At 69.6% G+C, this 16,992-nt stretch carries 15 protein-coding genes and 1 pseudogene; 7 read left to right on the plus strand and 9 right to left on the minus strand.

Annotated elements, in window-relative coordinates; genetic code table 11:
* Nucleotides 1–174 precede the first annotated feature (174 nt).
* Together ACIP5K_RS33310 and ACIP5K_RS33315 are read right to left on the minus strand one after the other, a co-directional pair.
* Nucleotides 175–1,386 (minus strand): acyl-CoA dehydrogenase family protein, encoded by a 1,212-nt coding sequence (locus tag ACIP5K_RS33310; protein ID WP_401415677.1) that lies wholly within the window; start codon nt 1,384–1,386, stop codon nt 175–177.
* A 20-nt stretch (nt 1,387–1,406) separates the two neighbouring features.
* Nucleotides 1,407–1,874: an SCP2 sterol-binding domain-containing protein gene (locus ACIP5K_RS33315; protein WP_401415679.1), complete on the minus strand. Its 468-nt coding sequence runs from the start codon at nt 1,872–1,874 to the stop codon at nt 1,407–1,409.
* Nucleotides 1,875–2,012: 138 nt separating this feature from the next.
* Between ACIP5K_RS33315 and ACIP5K_RS33320 the strand changes: the two genes are divergently transcribed.
* From ACIP5K_RS33320 to ACIP5K_RS33330, 3 genes are all read left to right on the plus strand, one after another.
* Nucleotides 2,013–2,633 carry a TetR/AcrR family transcriptional regulator gene (locus ACIP5K_RS33320; protein WP_401415816.1) on the plus strand — a complete coding sequence of 207 codons (621 nt, stop codon included), beginning with the start codon at nt 2,013–2,015 and terminating at the stop codon, nt 2,631–2,633.
* A 168-nt stretch (nt 2,634–2,801) separates the two neighbouring features.
* Nucleotides 2,802–4,724 (plus strand): AMP-dependent synthetase/ligase, encoded by a 1,923-nt coding sequence (locus ACIP5K_RS33325; RefSeq protein WP_401415680.1) that lies wholly within the window; start codon nt 2,802–2,804, stop codon nt 4,722–4,724.
* Between the two features lie 94 nt (nt 4,725–4,818).
* Complete coding sequence (locus ACIP5K_RS33330) at nt 4,819–6,519, plus strand: FAD-dependent oxidoreductase (RefSeq protein WP_401415818.1); 1,701 nt, start codon at nt 4,819–4,821, stop codon at nt 6,517–6,519.
* A gap of 28 nt (nt 6,520–6,547) precedes the next feature.
* On the opposite strand, the gene ACIP5K_RS33335 is transcribed toward ACIP5K_RS33330, so the two are convergent.
* The 5 genes from ACIP5K_RS33335 to ACIP5K_RS33355 form a co-directional block, all read right to left on the minus strand.
* Nucleotides 6,548–7,351 carry an ABC transporter permease gene (locus ACIP5K_RS33335; protein WP_401415683.1) on the minus strand — a complete coding sequence of 268 codons (804 nt, stop codon included), beginning with the start codon at nt 7,349–7,351 and terminating at the stop codon, nt 6,548–6,550.
* Complete coding sequence (locus tag ACIP5K_RS33340) at nt 7,348–8,343, minus strand: ATP-binding cassette domain-containing protein (protein WP_401415685.1); 996 nt, start codon at nt 8,341–8,343, stop codon at nt 7,348–7,350. The genes ACIP5K_RS33335 and ACIP5K_RS33340 overlap by 4 nt, the downstream gene beginning before the upstream one ends.
* Before the next feature lie 228 nt (nt 8,344–8,571).
* Complete coding sequence (locus ACIP5K_RS33345; protein WP_401415687.1) at nt 8,572–9,423, minus strand: DUF4097 family beta strand repeat-containing protein; 852 nt, start codon at nt 9,421–9,423, stop codon at nt 8,572–8,574.
* A gap of 81 nt (nt 9,424–9,504) precedes the next feature.
* Nucleotides 9,505–10,026: a toxin-antitoxin system HicB family antitoxin gene (locus tag ACIP5K_RS33350; RefSeq protein WP_401415689.1), complete on the minus strand. Its 522-nt coding sequence runs from the start codon at nt 10,024–10,026 to the stop codon at nt 9,505–9,507.
* Between the two features lie 904 nt (nt 10,027–10,930).
* Complete coding sequence (locus ACIP5K_RS33355; RefSeq protein WP_401415691.1) at nt 10,931–12,829, minus strand: HNH endonuclease; 1,899 nt, start codon at nt 12,827–12,829, stop codon at nt 10,931–10,933.
* Nucleotides 12,830–13,309: 480 nt separating this feature from the next.
* Between ACIP5K_RS33355 and ACIP5K_RS33360 the strand changes: the two are divergent.
* Nucleotides 13,310–14,145, plus strand: a pseudogene (locus ACIP5K_RS33360) (IS5 family transposase); the annotation flags it as partial.
* A 15-nt stretch (nt 14,146–14,160) separates the two neighbouring features.
* Here the strand turns inward: ACIP5K_RS33360 and ACIP5K_RS33365 are convergent.
* Nucleotides 14,161–14,457, minus strand: coding sequence for a barstar family protein (locus ACIP5K_RS33365; RefSeq protein ID WP_401415693.1), 297 nt, complete (start codon nt 14,455–14,457; stop codon nt 14,161–14,163).
* Nucleotides 14,458–14,599: 142 nt separating this feature from the next.
* Between ACIP5K_RS33365 and ACIP5K_RS33370 the strand changes: the two genes are divergently transcribed.
* Nucleotides 14,600–15,423 (plus strand): IS5 family transposase gene (locus tag ACIP5K_RS33370; RefSeq protein ID WP_401415695.1). Its coding sequence is split into 2 segments (ribosomal slippage): nt 14,600–14,914 and nt 14,917–15,423, totalling 822 coding nucleotides; the frame shifts between segments, so codons are not numbered across the junction.
* Here ACIP5K_RS33370 and ACIP5K_RS33375 read toward each other — a convergent pair.
* A complete protein-coding gene (locus ACIP5K_RS33375) occupies nt 15,420–16,013 on the minus strand; it encodes an SRPBCC family protein (RefSeq protein WP_401415697.1) in 594 nt (197 codons plus the stop codon). The two genes, ACIP5K_RS33370 and ACIP5K_RS33375, sit on opposite strands and share 4 nt — an antisense overlap.
* Before the next feature lie 112 nt (nt 16,014–16,125).
* On the opposite strand from ACIP5K_RS33375, the gene ACIP5K_RS33380 reads away from it, so the two are divergent.
* Both ACIP5K_RS33380 and ACIP5K_RS33385 read left to right on the plus strand, forming a co-directional pair.
* Nucleotides 16,126–16,668: a GntR family transcriptional regulator gene (locus tag ACIP5K_RS33380; RefSeq protein WP_401415700.1), complete on the plus strand. Its 543-nt coding sequence runs from the start codon at nt 16,126–16,128 to the stop codon at nt 16,666–16,668.
* Nucleotides 16,669–16,713: 45 nt separating this feature from the next.
* Nucleotides 16,714–16,839: a hypothetical protein gene (locus ACIP5K_RS33385; protein WP_401415702.1), complete on the plus strand. Its 126-nt coding sequence runs from the start codon at nt 16,714–16,716 to the stop codon at nt 16,837–16,839.
* The last annotated feature ends 153 nt before the right edge of the window (nt 16,840–16,992 follow it).

Genomic DNA, 16,992 nt, shown 5'->3' on the forward strand with positions numbered 1-16,992 from the left:
GATAGCCGAAGAACGACCCAGGGGCGCGAGGAACTGCGCGACCAGCCCCCACCGACCGTCAGCCGACCGCCCCCCGAGCCAACCGTCACCCGAGACACCCCGACGCCCAAAACACCCCGGCACCAAGACACCCCGGCACCAAGACCCCCCGCCCCCCCCCGGCACGCGCCGCAGTCAGCGGATCTGCCGCCCCGAGATAGCCCGAGCAATGACCAGCCGCTGAATCTCACTGGTCCCCTCGAAGATCGTGTAGATCTTCGCGTCCCGGTACATCCGCTCCACCGGATGCTCCCGGCTGTACCCGGCACCCCCGAGCACCTGAATCGCCTTCTCGGAGGCGGCCACCGCCAGCTCACCGGCGCGCAGCTTCGACATCGACCCCTGCCCGGCGTCGAACACCTTGTCGTTGCGGGCCATCCAGGACGCCTGCCAGATCAGCAGCCGGCACGCCTCGATCTCCGTACGCAGGTCGGCCAGGGCGAACGCGATGGCCTGGTTCTCGATGATGGGCCGCCCGAAGGCGTGCCGGTCGCCCGCGTACTCCAGCGCGTACTCGTAGGCGGCCCGCGCGATGCCCAGCGCCTGCGCGCCGACCGTCGGCCGGCTGACCTCGAAGGTCGACATCGCGGCCTGCCCCTTGGCCCGGCCGCCCTCGCGGGCCCGCGCGAGCCGCGCGTCCAGCTTCTCCCTGCCGCCGAGCAGGCAGTGCCCGGGTACGCGGACGTCGTCGAGGAAGACGTCCGCCGTGTGGGAGGCGCGCAGCCCCAGCTTGCGTATCTTCTTGGCGCCTTCGAGGCCGCGCGTGCCCGGCGGCACGATGAACGCCGCCTGGCCGCGCGAGCCGAGGTCCGGGTCGACGGAGGCGACGACCACATGGACGTCGGCGATGCCGCCGTTGGTGATCCAGGCCTTCTGGCCGTTGAGCACCCACTCGTCGCGCGCCTCGTCGTACCGGGCCCGCGTCCGCATCGCCGCCACGTCCGAACCGGCCTGCGGCTCCGACACGCAGAAGGCCGCCACCTTGGGCTCGTCCTCGTCGCCGAAGCACTGCGGCACCCACTCGGCCAGCTGGTCGGGGGTGCCGGACGAGAAGATCCCGGCGACCGCGAGGGAGGTGCCGAACAGCGCCATGCCGATGCCCGCGTCGCCCCAGAACAGCTCCTCGTTGGCGATCTGGAGCGAGATGCCGCTCGGGTCGCCGAACAGCTCGGCGAGCGACTCGAACCCGTAGAGGCCGATCTTCGCGGCCTCCTGGATGACCGGCCAGGGGGTCTCCTCGCGTTCGTCCCACTCGGCGGCTGCCGGGCGGACCACGTCCGCCGCGAAGCCGTGCACCCAGGCGCGCAGATCCCGCTGCTCTTCGTCCAGTTCGAGAGAGAATGCCATGACCGAACCCCGCCCCGCCCCTACGCCTTGGGAATGTCGAAGTAACGGGTCAGGCCCGCCGCGAGCGCGACATCGCCCGCGATCTTCACCTTGCGCATCATGAACATCGTGACCGGCGAGGAGTTCCCGGAGACCAGCTTCAGGAAGTCGGCGTCGCCCATCACGAGCGTGACGCGCGGCTCCGCGTTCGAGCGGCCCTCGGTCACCGTGCACGTCGCGTTCGCGATCTTCGTCTCGTAGACCGCGTCCTCGGTGTCGCCCTGGCCGGTCACCTTCCAGCGGATCAGCGCGTCGAGCGACCCGGCGACGTCCGGCTTGAACTGCCGCTCCATGCGCCCGAACACCTCCTTCAGGACCCGGGCGCGCAGCGGGGCGTCCTGGGCGATCTCGTTGATCTCCTTCGCGGACAGGCCCTTCACGATCCGGGCGAACTCCTCGGGCGTGACGCTCGCGAAGTCGAGCGAGGCGATGTCGTCGGCACCACTCATGGACCAGGCTCCTTACTGCCAAGTAAACTTACTACTTGGTAAGGTTACGGCGAGGTAGGTAGGCTGACAAGAGTGACGGGCACATCGGGAGCGGCTCAAGGGCGCACGGCGGGACGGCCGGTGGCGCGGCGCAAGCGCGTGCCCCGCCAGGTCCGTGAGCAGCAGATCATCGACGTGGCCGTGGCGATCTTCGCCAAGCGTGGCTACCACGCGGCCTCCGTGGACGAGATCGCCGAACTCGCCGGGATCTCCAAGCCGATGGTGTACCTGTACCTCGACTCCAAGGAAGGGCTGTTCCTGGCCTGCCTGCGGCGGGAGGCCGAGCGGCTGGTCGCCGCCTTCCAGGAGGCCGCCCGGGGCGCGGGCGCCGCGCCCGAACGGCGGCTGTACGCGGGGCTGTCGGCGTTCTTCGCCTTCGTCGCCGCGCACCGCGACAGCTGGGTCGTGCTGCACCGGCAGGCGTCCGAGCTGACCGAGGCGATCGCCGCCGCCGTCGCCGAGGCCCGGCGCGCGGTCATGGCCGAGGTCGCGGGCCTGATCCGGGACGGGATCACGCGCAGCGGGCGCGGGGCGCGCCTGGGCGGCCAGGACGCGGACTTCGTCGCGCACGCGCTGGTCGGCGCGGCCGACTCGCTCACCGACTGGATGGAGCACCATCCCGGCCAGTCGCCGGAGGCGGTCACGCTGCGGCTGATGAACATGGTGTGGGTGGGCATGCGCAACGTCCTCGACGGCGAGGCCTGGCTCCCCGAGGGCTGATCCGCCGCCCGCGACGGCCGATTCGCGCGGGACCCATTGAATTTTCGTTACGCATGAGTAAGTTGACTCCCGAGTAAGTTCAGCTCCGGGTGCGCGCACCACCGTTCACCGGGGAGCGGAGCACCTGAGTTCAGCAGTGCCGCAGCAGCCGCGCGACCGGGAGCCGTCATGGGCGTACGCAAGGATCTGAAGCGGGCGAGGAAGCACAGCGACCTGGCCGACCGCGTACGGATCGAACTCGTCAGGGACGAACGGGGAGTGGTGCGCGAGGCGCGCGCCGAACCGCTCGCCGCACCACCGGAGGACGGCGGCACACCGGCCGACATCCCGTTCCTGAACGCCGCCGAGGCGCCGGACACGGTGGTCCTGCGGCGCAAGGAGGCCGGCGGGTGGAAGCCGGTCACCGCCGCCGCGTTCGCCCGCGAGGTGACCGCCGCCGCCAAGGGCCTGATCGCCGCGGGGCTCGAACCGGGCGGCCGCGTCGCGCTGATGTCCCGCACCCGCTACGAGTGGGAGGTCCTCGACTTCGCGATCTGGGCGGCGGGCGGCCAGACCGTCCCCATCTACGCCACCTCCGCGCCCGAGCAGATCGCGTGGATCGTGCGGGACTCCGGCGCCCGCCTGCTGATCGTGGAGACGGCCGAGAACGCCGCCGCCGCCGAGGCCGCGCTGCCCGCCGCCGAGCGCCCGCGCATCTGGCGGATCGACGACGGCGACGTCCTCGAACTCGCCCGGCTGGGCCGGGACCTGCCCGACGGCGAGGTCACCGCACGCCGCGCGGCCCTCACCCCCGACACCATCGCGACCATCTGCTACACCTCGGGCACCACGGGCCGCCCCAAGGGCTGCGTCCTGACCCACGGCAACCTGTACGCGGAGGCCGCCAACACCGTCGAACTGCTGCACCCCATCTTCCGGGCCATCACCGGCCAGACCGCCTCGACGCTGCTCTTCCTCCCGCTCGCGCACATCCTGGGCCGCACCATCCAGGTGGCGTGCCTGCTGGCCCGGATCGAGCTGGGGCACTGCGCGAGCATCAAGCCGGACGAGCTGCGGCCCGAACTGCGCTCGTTCCGCCCGACGTTCGTGGTCGGCGTGCCGTACCTCTTCGAGAAGATCCACGACACCGGGCGGGCCACCGCGGAGAAGCTCGGCCGCGGCTCCTCCTTCGACCGGGCCGACCGGATCGCCGTCGCTTTCGGCGAGCGGCACCTGGCGAAGTTCCTGGGGACCGGCCCCGGACCCGGCCCCGGCCTGCGGCTCGCCGCCGGGCTGTACGACCTCCTCGTCTACCGCCGCGTACGCAAGGAGCTCGGCGGCCGGCTGCGGTACGCGATCAGTGGCGGCTCGCCCCTCGACCGCAACCTCAACCTCTTCTTCTACGCCTCCGGCATCGTCATCTACGAGGGATACGGCCTCACCGAGACCAGCGCCGCCGCCACCATCACCCCACCGCTGCGGCCCCGCCCCGGCACCGTCGGCACCCCGGTGCCCGGCACCGCCGTCCGCATCGCCGACGACGGCGAGGTGCTGGTCAGGGGCGGCATCGTCTTCGGCGCGTACTGGAACAACGACGCGGCGACCGCCGAAGTCCTCGACCCCGACGGCTGGTTCGCCACCGGCGACCTCGGCGCGCTCGACGACGGGGGCTACCTCACGATCACCGGACGCAAGAAGGACATCCTCGTCACCAGCGGCGGCAAGAACGTCTCCCCGGCCGTCCTGGAGGACCGGCTGCGCAGCCGGTCGCCCGTCGGCCAGTGCATCGTCGTCGGCGACAACCGCTCGTACGTCGCCGCCGTCATCACCCTCGAACCGGAGTCCGTGGCGCACTGGCTGGCCGTCCGCAAGATGCCCGCCGACACCCCGCTGAGCGAGGTGATCCGCGACCCGCGCATCGTCGCCGACGTGCAGAAGGCGGTCGACTACGCCAACGAAGCGGTGTCCCGCGCCGAGTCCATCCGCAAGTTCACGCTGGTGGAGGGCGAGTTCACCGAGGACAACGGCCTCCTCACCCCGTCCCTCAAGATCAAGCGCCCGGTGGTCATGGCGGCCTACGCGCGGGAGATAGAGGAGCTCTACGGTGCCTGAGCCTGAGGCCACCCCGCCGGAGGACACCCGGACCGGCCCCGGCACGGACCCCGCCCCCGGCGCCGGCCCCGACCCCGCCGCCGACCCCGACCCGGTGGCCGACTTCGACGTCATCGTCGTCGGTTCCGGGTTCGGCGGCTCCGTCGCCGCCCTCCGACTGACCGAGAAGGGCTACCGGGTCGCCGTCCTGGAGGCCGGCCGCCGCTACACCCGCGACACCCTCCCGCGCACGTCCCTGAAGCTCCGCGACTACCTGTGGGCACCGCGCCTGGGCCTGTACGGGATCCAGCGCGTCCACCTGATGAAGAACGTGATGGTGCTCGCGGGAGCGGGCGTCGGCGGCGGCTCCCTGAACTACGCCAACACCCTCTACGTCCCGCCGCCCGCCTTCTTCGAGGACCGGCAGTGGGCGGGCATCACCGACTGGCGCACCGAACTCGCCCCCTACTACGACCAGGCGCGCCGGATGCTCGGCGTGCGCACCAACCCGACCACCACCGAGGCCGACGTGCTGCTGCGCGCGGCGGCCCGGAAGATGGGCGCGGGCGACACCTTCCGGCTCACCCCCGTCGGCGTCTTCTTCGGCGACGGCCTGGACGCCGACGGCACCGCGACCGCCGAGCCGGGCGCCACGGTCCAGGACCCCTACTTCGGCGGCGCCGGACCCGCCCGCGCCGCCTGCACCGAGTGCGGCTCGTGCATGACGGGCTGCCGGGTCGGCGCCAAGAACACCCTCACCGAGAACTATCTGCACCTCGCCGAACGCATCGGCGCCGAGGTCCGCCCCCTCACCACCGTCACCCGGCTCCGCGAACGCGACGACGGCACGTACGAGATCACGACCGTGCCCACCGACCGGCGCCGCCCGGGCCGGCGCACCGTGCTGCGCGCCCGGCGCGTCGTCCTCGCCGCCGGCACCTACGGTACCCAGACCCTGCTGCACCGCATGAAGGCGGAGGGGGCTCTGCCGCGGCTGTCGGCGCGGCTCGGCGTGCTGACCCGCACCAACTCCGAGGCGCTGGTGGGGGCGTTGACCTGGCCGCGCCGGCTCGGCCGCACCGACCTGGACTTCACGCGCGGGGTCGCCATCACGTCCTCCGTGCACCCGAACCCCACCACGCACATCGAGAACGTCCGCTACGGCAAAGGCTCCAACCTCATGGCCCTGATCTGCGTACCCCAGTACCGGCAGAACCTGCCGAAGCCGCTGGCCGCCGCGCTCGCCTTCGTCTCCCACCCGGTGCTCGTGGCCCGCACGGTCGCGCTGCGGCGCTGGTCGGAGCGGACCATCATCGGGCTCGTCATGCAGACCCACGACAACTCCCTCACCACCGGCCTCACCCGGCGCGGGCGGCTCACCGCCGAGCAGGGCCACGGCCGCCCCAATCCGGTGCACATCCCCGAGGGCTGGCAGGCCGCCGGGCTGATCGCCGAGTCCCTCAACGGCTTCGCGGGCACCAACCTCGGCGAGCTGCTGGGCAAGCCGCTCACCGCGCACTTCCTCGGCGGCTGCGTCATCGGGGAGTCGCCGGCCACCGGGGTCGTCGACGCGTACCACCGGGTGTACGGGCATCCGGGCCTGTCCGTGGTGGACGGTTCGGCGGTCTCCGCGAACCTGGGCGTCAATCCGTCGCTGACCATCACGGCGCAGGCCGAGCGGGCGATGGCGTACTGGCCGAACAAGGGCGAGCGCGATCCGCGGCCCGCGCCGGGGGAGCGGTACCGGACCGTGACACCGGTGCGCCCCGCGGCACCGGCCGTTCCGGCGGGTGCCCACGGGGAGCTGAGGTTCTGAGACCGGGGGCCTGCGGCCCGCGCAGGGGTCACCGCTTCCCGGTGTTGTGGAACGTGGCGGCGGACCAGAAGTAGCCGAGCGCGGTGAGCCCGACGCTCCAGGCGACCGCGAGCCAGCCGTTGTGGCCGATCTCGGTACCGAGGAGCAGGCCGCGCAGGGTCTCGATGGCGGGGGTGAAGGGCTGGTACTCGGCGATGGGCTGGAACCAGCCCGGCATCGAGTGCAGCGGCACGAACGCGCTGGAGATGAGGGGCAGGAAGATCAGCGGCATCGCGTTGTTGCTGGCGGCCTCGGCGTTCGGGCTGATCAGGCCCATCCCGACGGCGATCCAGGTGAGGGCGAGGGAGAAGAGGGCGATGAGCCCGACGGCGGCGACCCATTCCAGGGCGGTGGCGTCGGTGGACCGGAACCCGATGGCCACCCCGACCGCGCCGACCAGCACGACACCGGCGACGGACTGCACGACGCTGCCGACGACGTGCCCGATGAGCACCGACCCGCGGTGGATGGCCATGGTGCGGAACCGGGCGATGATGCCCTCGCTCATGTCCATGGCGACGGAGACCGCGGTGCCGATGGTGGTGGAGCCGACCGTCATCAGCGCGATGCCGGGCAGGAGATAGGCGAGGTAGGCGTCGCGGCCGGCGCCGCCGCTCATCACGTCCCCGAAGACGTAGACGAAGAGCAGCAGCAGCACGACCGGGGTGAGCAGCAGGTTCAGGGTGAGGGACGGGTAGCGGCGCGCGTGCAGGAGGTTGCGGCGCAGCATGGTCGCGGAGTCCCGCACGGCGAGGGAGAACGAGGACGGGCGGGCGGGGGCGAGGGCGCTCATCGGGTGGTCTCCTTGGCTGCGGCGGGGCTGGTGGGGTCGGGGATGGGGCTGGTGAGGGCGAAGAACACGTCGTCGAGGTCGGGGGTGTGCACGGTGAGTTCGTCGGCCTCGACCTCGACGGAGTCCAGCACGTCGAGCACGGCGCGCAGTTCGCGCTGACCGCCGTCGCTGGGGACCCGGAGGGTGAGGGCCTCGTCGTCGCGGGTGGCGACCTGGAGCGCGTCGGCGGCGGCCCGGTAGGCGTCGGGGTGGGTGAAGCGGAGCCGGATGTGCCCGCCGGGGACGATCCGTTTGAGCTGGTCCGGGGTGCCCTCGGCGGCGATCTTGCCGTCGTGCAGCACGGCGATCCGGTCGGCGAGTTCGTCGGCCTCTTCGAGGTACTGGGTGGTGAGGAGCACGGTGACGCCGTCGGCGACGAGCGAGCGGATGATCCCCCACATGGTGTGCCGGGAGCGGGGGTCGAGCCCGGTCGTGGGCTCGTCGAGGAAGATGATCCGCGGACTGCCCACGAGGGTCATGGCGATGTCGAGCCGCCGCTTCATGCCGCCGGAGTAGGTGGAGGCGGGCTTCCGCGCGGCGTCGGAGAGGTCGAACCGCTCCAGCAGCTCGGCGGCGACCCGCCGGCCCTCCTTCTTGGGCAGGTGGTGCAGATCGGCCATGAGCAGCATGTTCTCCTCGCCGGTGATCAGCCCGTCGACGGCGGAGAACTGCCCCGTGACACCGATCGCGGCCCGGACGCCCTGCGCCTCGCCGACGAGCCGGTGCCCGGCGACCCGCACGTCGCCGCTGTCGGCGTCGGCGGGGATGAGGGTCGACAGGATCTGCACGGTGGTGGTCTTGCCGGCGCCGTTCGGCCCGAGCAGCGCGAAGACCGAACCGGCGGGGATGTGCAGGTCGATGCCGTCGAGGACGGTCTTGTCGCCGTAGGACTTGCGCAGGCCGACGGCGGAGACGGCGGCCGATGTAGACGTGTGCATGACAGAACTTGGCATGGGGTCCTCCCGTACGGGACGAGGCGAGAAGAGCAGATGAAGAGAAGAAGAGACGAAGAGAAGAAGAGGCGAAGAGACGAAAAGGCGAAGAGGGGAGCGGGCGCGAAGGGGCCGGAGGATGCGGCCGGCGCACCCGCTGACGGGCTGAACCGGTGAGAAGCCGTACGGGGAGCAGTGCCGGAGGCCGTACCGGAGGCCGTCCGGCGATGCGGTGGCCCGGGGCGGGTCTCAGACGAGGCGGGCGCGGCGGACTTCGATGTTGCCGTGACTGGTACGGGCGGTGACCTCGACGGTGTTCTCGCTCTGGTCGGGCCCCGAGGCCTCGGCGAGCCGGTTGAGGACCTGCCCGGAGCCGGAGTTGAGATCGAGCCAGGTGGCGGTGCCCTCGCGGACACCGATCTCGATGGCGCCGTTGGAGGTCTTCAGCTGGACGGTGCCGCTGGTGACGTCGAGGACGCGCAGGGTGCCGTTGGCGGTGGTAGCGGTGACCGAGCCCTCGGCGCGCTCGACGGTGATGTCACCGTTGGCGCCGTTGACCCGGAGGGCGCCGGTGACGTGCCCGACGGTGGTGGTGCCGTGCGAGTTCTTCAGTACGGCGGTGCCCTCGACGGTGCCGAGCCGCAGGCTGCCGGAGCTGGTGGTGATCTCGGCGGGCCCGGCGACGCTGTCCACGGAGATGGACCCGTGGGAGGCGGTGAGGTGCAGCGGCCCGGTGGCGTCGAAGCGGACGTCACCGGCGGAGGTCTTCACCCGGACCTCGCCGAGAGATCCCTCGCCGCGCACCTGCGCCCAGGCGCCGGTGACGTCCAGCGCCGAACCGGCGGGCAGTTCCACGGTGACATCGACGGTGCCGGTGCGGCCCAGGCCGAAGAAGTTCCCCTTGGGCGTCCGGAGCGTCAGCCGGCCGCCCGAGAAGGAGACCTCGGTCTGCTCGGCGGCGCGGACGTCGACTTCCCTCTTCACGTTGCGGGGCCGCACGTCCACGACGGTGTCGACGCGGTCGCCCGCGAGGAACAGGAGGGATCCGGCGTCCAGGGTGGCGGTGACCGAGATGGGCTTGGGGCTGTCGAAAGAAGGCATGGCTGTCCCGTCCTAGTGACTCGTGGGTGATTTCGTGAAGGTTCCTGAACGTGGTCGTCCGGCGTGTCGGACCGGCCGCGGCTAGCGCACCCAGCCGGTGAAGCTCTGTCCCACGGACCGCCCCTTCTCGGGCGTACGGGGCTGTCCCTGGCCGGGGTCGACGGCGGCCGAGACGGCCCGCACCAGCCAGGCGTTGACCGAGAGCCCCTCCCGGCTCGCCGCCTCCTCGGCGCGGGCCTTGAGGTGGGCGGGCAGTCGCAGGTTGACCCGCGCGGTGCTGCCGTCGTCCGCGGTGTCGGCCACGGCCGCCCGGACCGGCTCGACGGGCTGCGGCCCGCGCTGGTCGTCGGCGGTGTCGCCGGGCGGCAGCGTCACCACGAAGTCGGGGTCGAGTCCCCGCAGCCGCACGTCCACCGAGCCCGGCGCGAGATCGCGGGTGATCTCGTCCATGGCGGCGGAGAGCACGTTGAGCAGCGTCAGTCGCGTCGCCGACTCCAACGGCGCGGTGAGCCGCTCGGCCAACTCGCGAGCATCATCCCCACCGGCTTCGGCGGCCACCGCGAGTTCCCGGTGCAGAGTGTCGACGTACGGCGTGAGGTCCATGACGTCATAGTGGCACCATTGTGGTGCCATGCGCAAGCGCTAAGGCGCTAAGACCTTGCTCGTTGCTGTCGAAAGCCGCCCTGAGCTGGGAAAATGTGACGGCACCTAGCTGGCATCACGGAGCCGAACGCGTCGCTCGGACGCTGATGACTCGTTGAGTGGTGCCACGTGGCACCACCCGGCAGGAGGAGAGATGGCCAGAAGATCGCCTTCTGCACACTGCACACTTCACACGCGGGTGGGCTGACCCTTCACACGCGGGTGGGCTGACCCTAAAGTGCGCGCTGAAGGCGCGACCAGTCGGCGAGAAGGCTGTTCTCGGACGCCAGGTATGGGGGAGCGGTGCCACAGGTTCGCGGCTATCAACGTGCCGACGGCACATGGGTGGCCCCGCATTGGCGCGGAGACGGAGCTGCGTCCCCCGGGCATGTCGATCTCAGAATCGACCGGGCCACGGTTCTCCTCGTCCTGATCGTCTGCGTCACCGCTCTCGCCCTGCTGTGTGCGGCGCTCGGCTGGGCAGTGGACGGCGACTACTTCGGCGGAGTGTTCATGTGCGCCACCGTGGATGCCTGCTTGCTTCTCCTGCTGCTCGGCAGGTGGCGGTCGCGGCGAACGCGGGAAGCGGCCCGTAATCGTAGAGAGATCCAGCAGGCGCTGGACGACGAACACCGACGACGCCGACCCCCGACCCCCGAAGAGCCCACCGTGACGAGGTCCTCCGTGGAGGAGCGGGTGGACGGATCGCCACGAGGTCGGACACCGTACGGAAGCCCCGCCGCCCCCCACGGGCCGACGGCTCGCCCGCGCCGCCCCCGATGCGCCCGCTGCGACACGCAGAAGTACGGACGTCCCGGATCCGAGATCTGCGTCCGGTGCGGGGAATGAGGACGGCCGGCCGGGCTCACCGTTCGGGCAACGCTGCTGACGGTGCCGTCGTGCGACGCGGTTCCGCGGACGAGTCCTTTGAGGTGTCCCTGCCGCACAGCGCGCGGTGATAGCGGAGATGGGCCTCACTGATGGGGTGACCCGGAAGGCGCCGAAGTTCGCCGCTGCGTCTGCCGTCCCACGTCTCGCGGACGACACCGTGCGGGTCGATGTAGAGCGCCAGAAAGTCGAACTGGACGTGATGGTTGGGGCACAGCACGAGAAGGTTGGCCAGCTCGTCGGGCCCGTGGTGCGGCCGGCCGAGCCCGCGGATATGAGCTGCTTCGCTGTACGTGCCGAACCGTGTCGCTATACGAATGCCGCAGACCTGGCACCGGTCCTCGTGCATTTCCTTGACCCTCTTGGCCAGCGCCACATCGCGGACCAGGCGCGACGTGTGCGTGGCCCGACGCCCGACGGGCTCCCTATCCCGCTCCTCTTCCTCGGTGGCGGACGACTCGACGCCACTGGCGCTCTCGTAGCCCTCCAGGCCCAGTTGCAGCATCAGTTCATGCTGGGCGAACTCGGCGAAGTGGGTCTCCCGCAGGACGGCGATCGCCTGGGACCGCACGAACGGATCACTCAGCAGTCTGTCGGCCTGATCGGTGAAACCTGCCTCCGGAGCCGCCCTGTCGAACGCTGCGGCGCTGACCTTCCCCTGCTGCTCCGGCGGAACCCCTTGCACGTCCCAGAGCCCGCTCGTCCGCAGGTGCCAGAACGGGTACTCCGGTGTGGACGACGACTGAGGAAGCCCGTACTCGACGAGCAGCGCACCGACCTCCCTCCGGAACTCCGGCCAGGGGACGAGCCGGGACCCGCCACGGGAGTTCCGGGCGATGGCCCACATGAGGGCCAGCGGCTTGTGGCGGCTCGAGCGGCCGTTCTGCTGATGAACCTTGAGGTTCCGCAGCCTCTCCATGAGCTGTTCCACCGTGAGCCTCTGCCGCGCGCCGTCCCGCTCGCCCGCCTGCGGGGCGTTCTCGTCGCGTGGCCGGGGAAGAGCCGGGGGCAAGGCATCGTCCACGGGCCCGTCGGCGGCCCGACCGCGCACGACGGGCTCATCCAGTTCCATCGGCCGCTGCCGGATCTCGGGTAGTACGGCGTGGCCGTGCTCCACCCATCGGCGCCACGACCTGGGCGCCGCCGCCAGGGTCTCCCGTGCTTCGAGCCGACGATCCCCGCGGGCCTCGATCCACGCCCAACTGACCTGGTCGTTCTCGTGCTCCAGATCGAGAAGGGCAAGCTCGTAGCGGTAGTTGGGGAACGGGCGCCCCCTGTCCTGCTGCTGGACCTCCTCGACGTCCTCGATGACTCCGAGACCGCAGAATTTGACGTACCCCTTGGGGGTCCCGTTGCGCGTCACGGTGGCGAAGACGAGCAGCGGCGCGGCGAGGGCACGCTCACGAGCGGTGGCGGCTCGGTGACCTTCCCAGGTTCGCAGCAGCGCGCGATTGCCGTCCGTGGCGCCCACCGGGACGCTGTGATCGACGCGATGATCCCCGAAATAGCTGACACGGCCCCGACGCAGGTCGAACTCGTCGTGCCACGGCGTCTCGACCGATCCGGCCTTCCACGGACTCGAACGGATGAGGATCGCGGGCCGCCGTGCCACGCCGGAAACCCTGACCTCACGGATCGGGTTGATTCCCTCGTTCACCTGTACCTGGGCAAGGACGTCCGAAGCCGTGACGTGGTGGATGTCCGGGTGACCGGCCATGACCGGGACGGACGGGTCCCTGTCCCGCGCGGACCGCAGGACCTCCCCCACACACAGCTTGCCACCCACCGAGCTCAGCTCCCCGACGTCGTGCCACTTGGTCCGCCGATTTTGCCAGGTGCGGCGCTGAACAACGATGACGTTCATGGCCTCGGGCATGGCCCGCAGGGAACCAGACGCGAACTGCCTGCCGGCCCCGAGATCCGGACGAGAACCGAAGCCCAGGGGGGCTAAGGACTGATGAAGGAGGTCGCCGTGGGGGACACACTGAGCTTGTGGCGTCAAGAGCTCGGCAAGGTGCCCGAGTCGGTCTGGTGACAGACTGGGCTCCGTGTGGTGATCCTCGCGGACACCAGACTTACGGCCGTCTCTCCGGACATCGGGCAGCTTCAAAGGATGTGGAGACCGGCATCCTCGCCGGCTCCGGCTTCCGGCGGATCCCGCCCGTTCTAAATGGCCAGCTGGACGGGCAACAGCGTCTCCCCGTCTTCGACACAGCGAGAAGGCCCACGGAAGCAGGGCCTCTGGGAGGTGCCCCCGGTAGGACCGGTAGGGCTCGAACCTGCGGCTAGAGCGTGTCTCTTTGGTGGGTTGGTCAGTTGATCGGATGTGTCTGTCCGGTTAGTGATCACTGATGCGATGTGGGACCGGATCGAGCCGTTGATGCCGGCCGATCCGGCCCGTGGACGCCAGTGGGCCGACCACCGCCGAACCCTGGAAGCCATCGCGTGGAAGTACCGCACCTGCTCGCCCTGGCGTGACCTGCCAGGAGAGCTCGGGTCTTTTCAGACCGCACACAAACGCCTAATCAGGTGGGCCGTGGACGGCACATGGGAACGGGTCCTCGCAGCAGTCCTTGCAGTGGCGGATGCCGGTGACGACGTGGGCTGGACAGTCTCTGTGGACTCCACCGACTGCCGGGCTCACCAGCACTCGGCCGGAGCAAGAAAAAGGGGGGACTTGGACGGTCCGAGCCCGAGGATCACGCACTTGGTCGCTCCCGCGGTGGATTGAGCACGAAGGTCCACCTGGCCAGTGACAGCCGGGCACGGCCTCTATCCATCCATGTCACCGCAGGCCAGGCCGGTGACGCGCCGGCCTTCGAGGCAGTCATGGCCGGAATCCGGATCCCGCGAAGCCGACTCGGCAGGCCAAGAACCCGGCCTGCGGTCGTCCTTGCCGATCGCGCGTACTCTTCCCGCGCGATCCGCGGACACCTCCCTCGACGTGGCATCCGTGCCGTCATCCCACAGCCCGCCGACCAGATCGGCCACCGTCTGCGGCGAGGCCGCGCCGGAGGCCGCCCGCCCGGCTTCGACGCTGAGACGTACAAGGAGCGCAATACCGTCGAGCGGTGCATCGCCCGACTCAAGCAGTGGCGCGGCCTCGCAATGCGGACCGACAAGCTCGCCATCGCGTACCAGGCCGCACTCCACCTTGCCGCCATCCTCATCTGGACCCGGCGCCGAGCAAGGCGTCAGATGGATTCGTCAGGCCGCCGCGTGGACGACGAGCCGGTTCTGCTCTCCGTCAAAGATGCTGGCCAGGGCGTTGGCCTCCTGCCGGTGCCCCTCGAAGAGACCCTGCTGGTCGACGTGCACGATCAGAATGTCGTGGCTGTCGATCACCTCAGAGATACCCCGGGTCTCAATCGTGTCCGACCACGCGTCCAGGTTCCGGCCGGACCACTCTGGCAGCCCGCACGGCTCGGCAACTGCATCCCAGAAGTCGTCGAGTGTCTCGATCAGCCGACCGCGCAGGTCAACGATCAGCTCGGTGTCCGTCATTGCATCAGGCTAACCAGCCCACCACGACTCACTGACTGGTCAAAGAGACGGGCCCTAGGCACTAAGAGCTCGTAACAGGATGTTGTTGAGGTGTCCTGGTCGGGCGTGACCGATGTGATGATTCGGGCGTTCGTGTCGTGTGATGACTCGACCGTGGATCGTGGAGGACGACTTGTGGGCGCGGATCGAACCGCTGCTCCCGCCGTGGCCCGAGCGGTCACCCGGGCCGAAGCCAGTTGATGACCGACTGTGCCTGCAGGGCATCTTGTATGTCCTGTACCAGGACATAGCCTGGCAACTCCTGCCCCTGGAGCTGGGTTTCGGCTCAGGGCAGACCTGTTGGCGCCGTCTGGACCGCTGGCAGGAGGCAGGCGTCTTCAAGCAGCTGCACCGCGTCCTGCTCGCCGAGCTGAACGCGGCCGGCGAACTCGATTGGTCCCGTGTATGCGTGGACGGCTCTCACGTCCGCGCCAAAAAGGGGGAGCCGCGACCGGCCCGTCACCGGTCGACCGGCGGAAGACGGGCAGCAAACACCACCTGATCTGCGACGGCAGAGGCACCCCGCTGCACGTCACCACTACCGCGGCGAACGTCAACGACATCACCCAGACCCTCAATCTGGTGGACGGCATCCCGCCCGTCGCTGGTCGACCCGGCCGACCACGCCGACGCCCCGAGTCTCTCCTGGGTGACAAGGCGTACGACTCGAAGTCCGTACGCCGGGAACTACGACGCCGCAGGATCCTGCCGGTCATCTCCCGCAAGGGCGCCCCGAACATCAAGGGCCTGGGCAAGCTCCGCTACGTCGTCGAGCAGACTTTTGCCCTGCTCCACCAGTTCAAACGCCTCGCCGTCCGATGGGAACGGCGCCTAGAACTCCACGACGCCTTCGTCTCATTGGGCTGTAGCGTCATCTGCTGGAGACGCCTCAAAAGATTGGATCATGAACGCGTGCAGTGCTTCTAGGAGTTGCGGCTCACGATCGAGTTGGCGTACGACGCGAGGTCCTGGGCCCACACCTGCAGTCGCCGCCTCCGGAGCATGCCCAGAAGAGGCAGGGAGAGACGGTAGGTCACCGACCAAGTGATGTCGGTACCCCCATGAGCGGCTCCGGCCAGGTCGACGGACCCTCGATGAGATGTGAAAAGTCCTGACGCCTGTTCGTAGCTGAACCGCCGGTCAGGAACCATCTCAACGACGCGCTCGCGGCAGCACGTCCGCCCCGTGCTCGTGCGGATGGTACGCATGTCCCCCACGCGTGCCGGCCGGTCGACACCTGCGGGAACATCCCACTCGACGTCGGCGTAGGCCGACCACGACGGCCAGGACTCCGCATCCACGAGCGCCGCGTAGACGAGGGCAGCAGACGCCGATGAGTGCGAAGAGGCGATGAGAACGAGGGAGGACACCTCAACAAGGTTAGATGCGCCTCTCCATGATCGTGTTACGAGTTCTAAGAAGGCCGTGGCAGCATCCATCGAGATCACTGCGTCCAGCATCCGACGCGAGGACGTCATCAGCGTCGGTGGCAGCCCGCATCGAGTAGTTGATCTCATCTAACTTCCCGGAGGCACCAAACAGGTCCGGTTCGAAACGGGCGATCTCTTGAACATGGGCTCACGGGCTCGCCTGATCGCCCTCCGAACGCTGAGAAGGTGGTGACCGGCAATGCCCTCTCGCCGCCAATCGATCGCTGACGACGTCCGCAATCAGATCACGACAGGCGAACTCAAAGCGGGCGAACGCCTCCCCTCCGAGACGACCCTCGCTTCGCGTTACGGAGTGAGTACATCGACGCTGCGAAGCGCCTTGGCCCTCCTCCAGAGCGAGGGCTTGGTCGAGAAGACCCACGGCAAGGGCAACTTCGTCGGTCACGCATCGCGTCATCACACGTATGTCGGCGGTGCCCGAGCGCGCTCTGAGACGAGCGGGATTGGCCCAACGCTGCGGGTCACCGTCCGCACCACCCGACTCCAGGCACAAGGGCACTTGGTCCCTCTGCTGCGGGTGCCGGCCAACACAGAACTAACTCAGTTCCCGTGCATCCACAACGAGGGCCCCTCCCCACACAGCCTGGCCCGCATCTACGTGCCATCTGATCTGCCACCGAAGGGCCTGCCTTACCCGCGTCGCGCACGCAGAGAACTGGAGGGAAGGATGACGACACCGGACGAGCTGCGGCTCCTGTCTTGGTCTGGCCCCGAGGGTTAGCCCTGCTACTTGAGCACGGACAACCCCAACAGCTAGTTGTCCCGCTTGGCCAACACCACCGAAGCCATCCACCTGGGGTTGGCTGCCGAAGTACTGGAACACGCTGACGAGCTGCTCGCTGGAGAGAAGGTGACGCCGACCGACTTGCGCTGGGGGCAAGGGACCTTGTGAGGGCACTGAGGACAACTCTCAGAGTTGCCGCAAGCCGCGGACAGCGGTTGTCCCAGGTCGACTCAGCCGGCCATGAACGCGGCGACGAAGGAATCTCGCTGTCGGCATTTGGCTAACCAGCCGAAGCACGGGCCACGGAGGACTCCGGGGACC

Source organism: Streptomyces sp. NPDC088785, assembly GCF_044750685.1.
Classification (GTDB): Bacteria; Actinomycetota; Actinomycetes; order Streptomycetales; family Streptomycetaceae; genus Streptomyces.

Bases quoted from the DNA above. Each gene is read 5' to 3' on its own strand.
- ACIP5K_RS33310 (WP_401415677.1), bottom strand. From the start codon at position 1,386: ATGGCATTCTCTCTCGAACTGGACGAAGAGCAGCGGGATCTGCGCGCC.
- ACIP5K_RS33315 (WP_401415679.1), bottom strand. From the start codon at position 1,874: ATGAGTGGTGCCGACGACATCGCCTCGCTCGACTTCGCGAGCGTCACG.
- ACIP5K_RS33325 (WP_401415680.1), top strand. From the start codon at position 2,802: ATGGGCGTACGCAAGGATCTGAAGCGGGCGAGGAAGCACAGCGACCTG.
- ACIP5K_RS33335 (WP_401415683.1), bottom strand. From the start codon at position 7,351: ATGAGCGCCCTCGCCCCCGCCCGCCCGTCCTCGTTCTCCCTCGCCGTG.
- ACIP5K_RS33340 (WP_401415685.1), bottom strand. From the start codon at position 8,343: ATGCCAAGTTCTGTCATGCACACGTCTACATCGGCCGCCGTCTCCGCC.
- ACIP5K_RS33345 (WP_401415687.1), bottom strand. From the start codon at position 9,423: ATGCCTTCTTTCGACAGCCCCAAGCCCATCTCGGTCACCGCCACCCTG.
- ACIP5K_RS33350 (WP_401415689.1), bottom strand. From the start codon at position 10,026: ATGGACCTCACGCCGTACGTCGACACTCTGCACCGGGAACTCGCGGTG.
- ACIP5K_RS33355 (WP_401415691.1), bottom strand. From the start codon at position 12,829: ATGCCCGAGGCCATGAACGTCATCGTTGTTCAGCGCCGCACCTGGCAA.
- ACIP5K_RS33365 (WP_401415693.1), bottom strand. From the start codon at position 14,457: ATGACGGACACCGAGCTGATCGTTGACCTGCGCGGTCGGCTGATCGAG.
- ACIP5K_RS33375 (WP_401415697.1), bottom strand. From the start codon at position 16,013: ATGAGATCAACTACTCGATGCGGGCTGCCACCGACGCTGATGACGTCC.
- ACIP5K_RS33380 (WP_401415700.1), top strand. From the start codon at position 16,126: ATGCCCTCTCGCCGCCAATCGATCGCTGACGACGTCCGCAATCAGATC.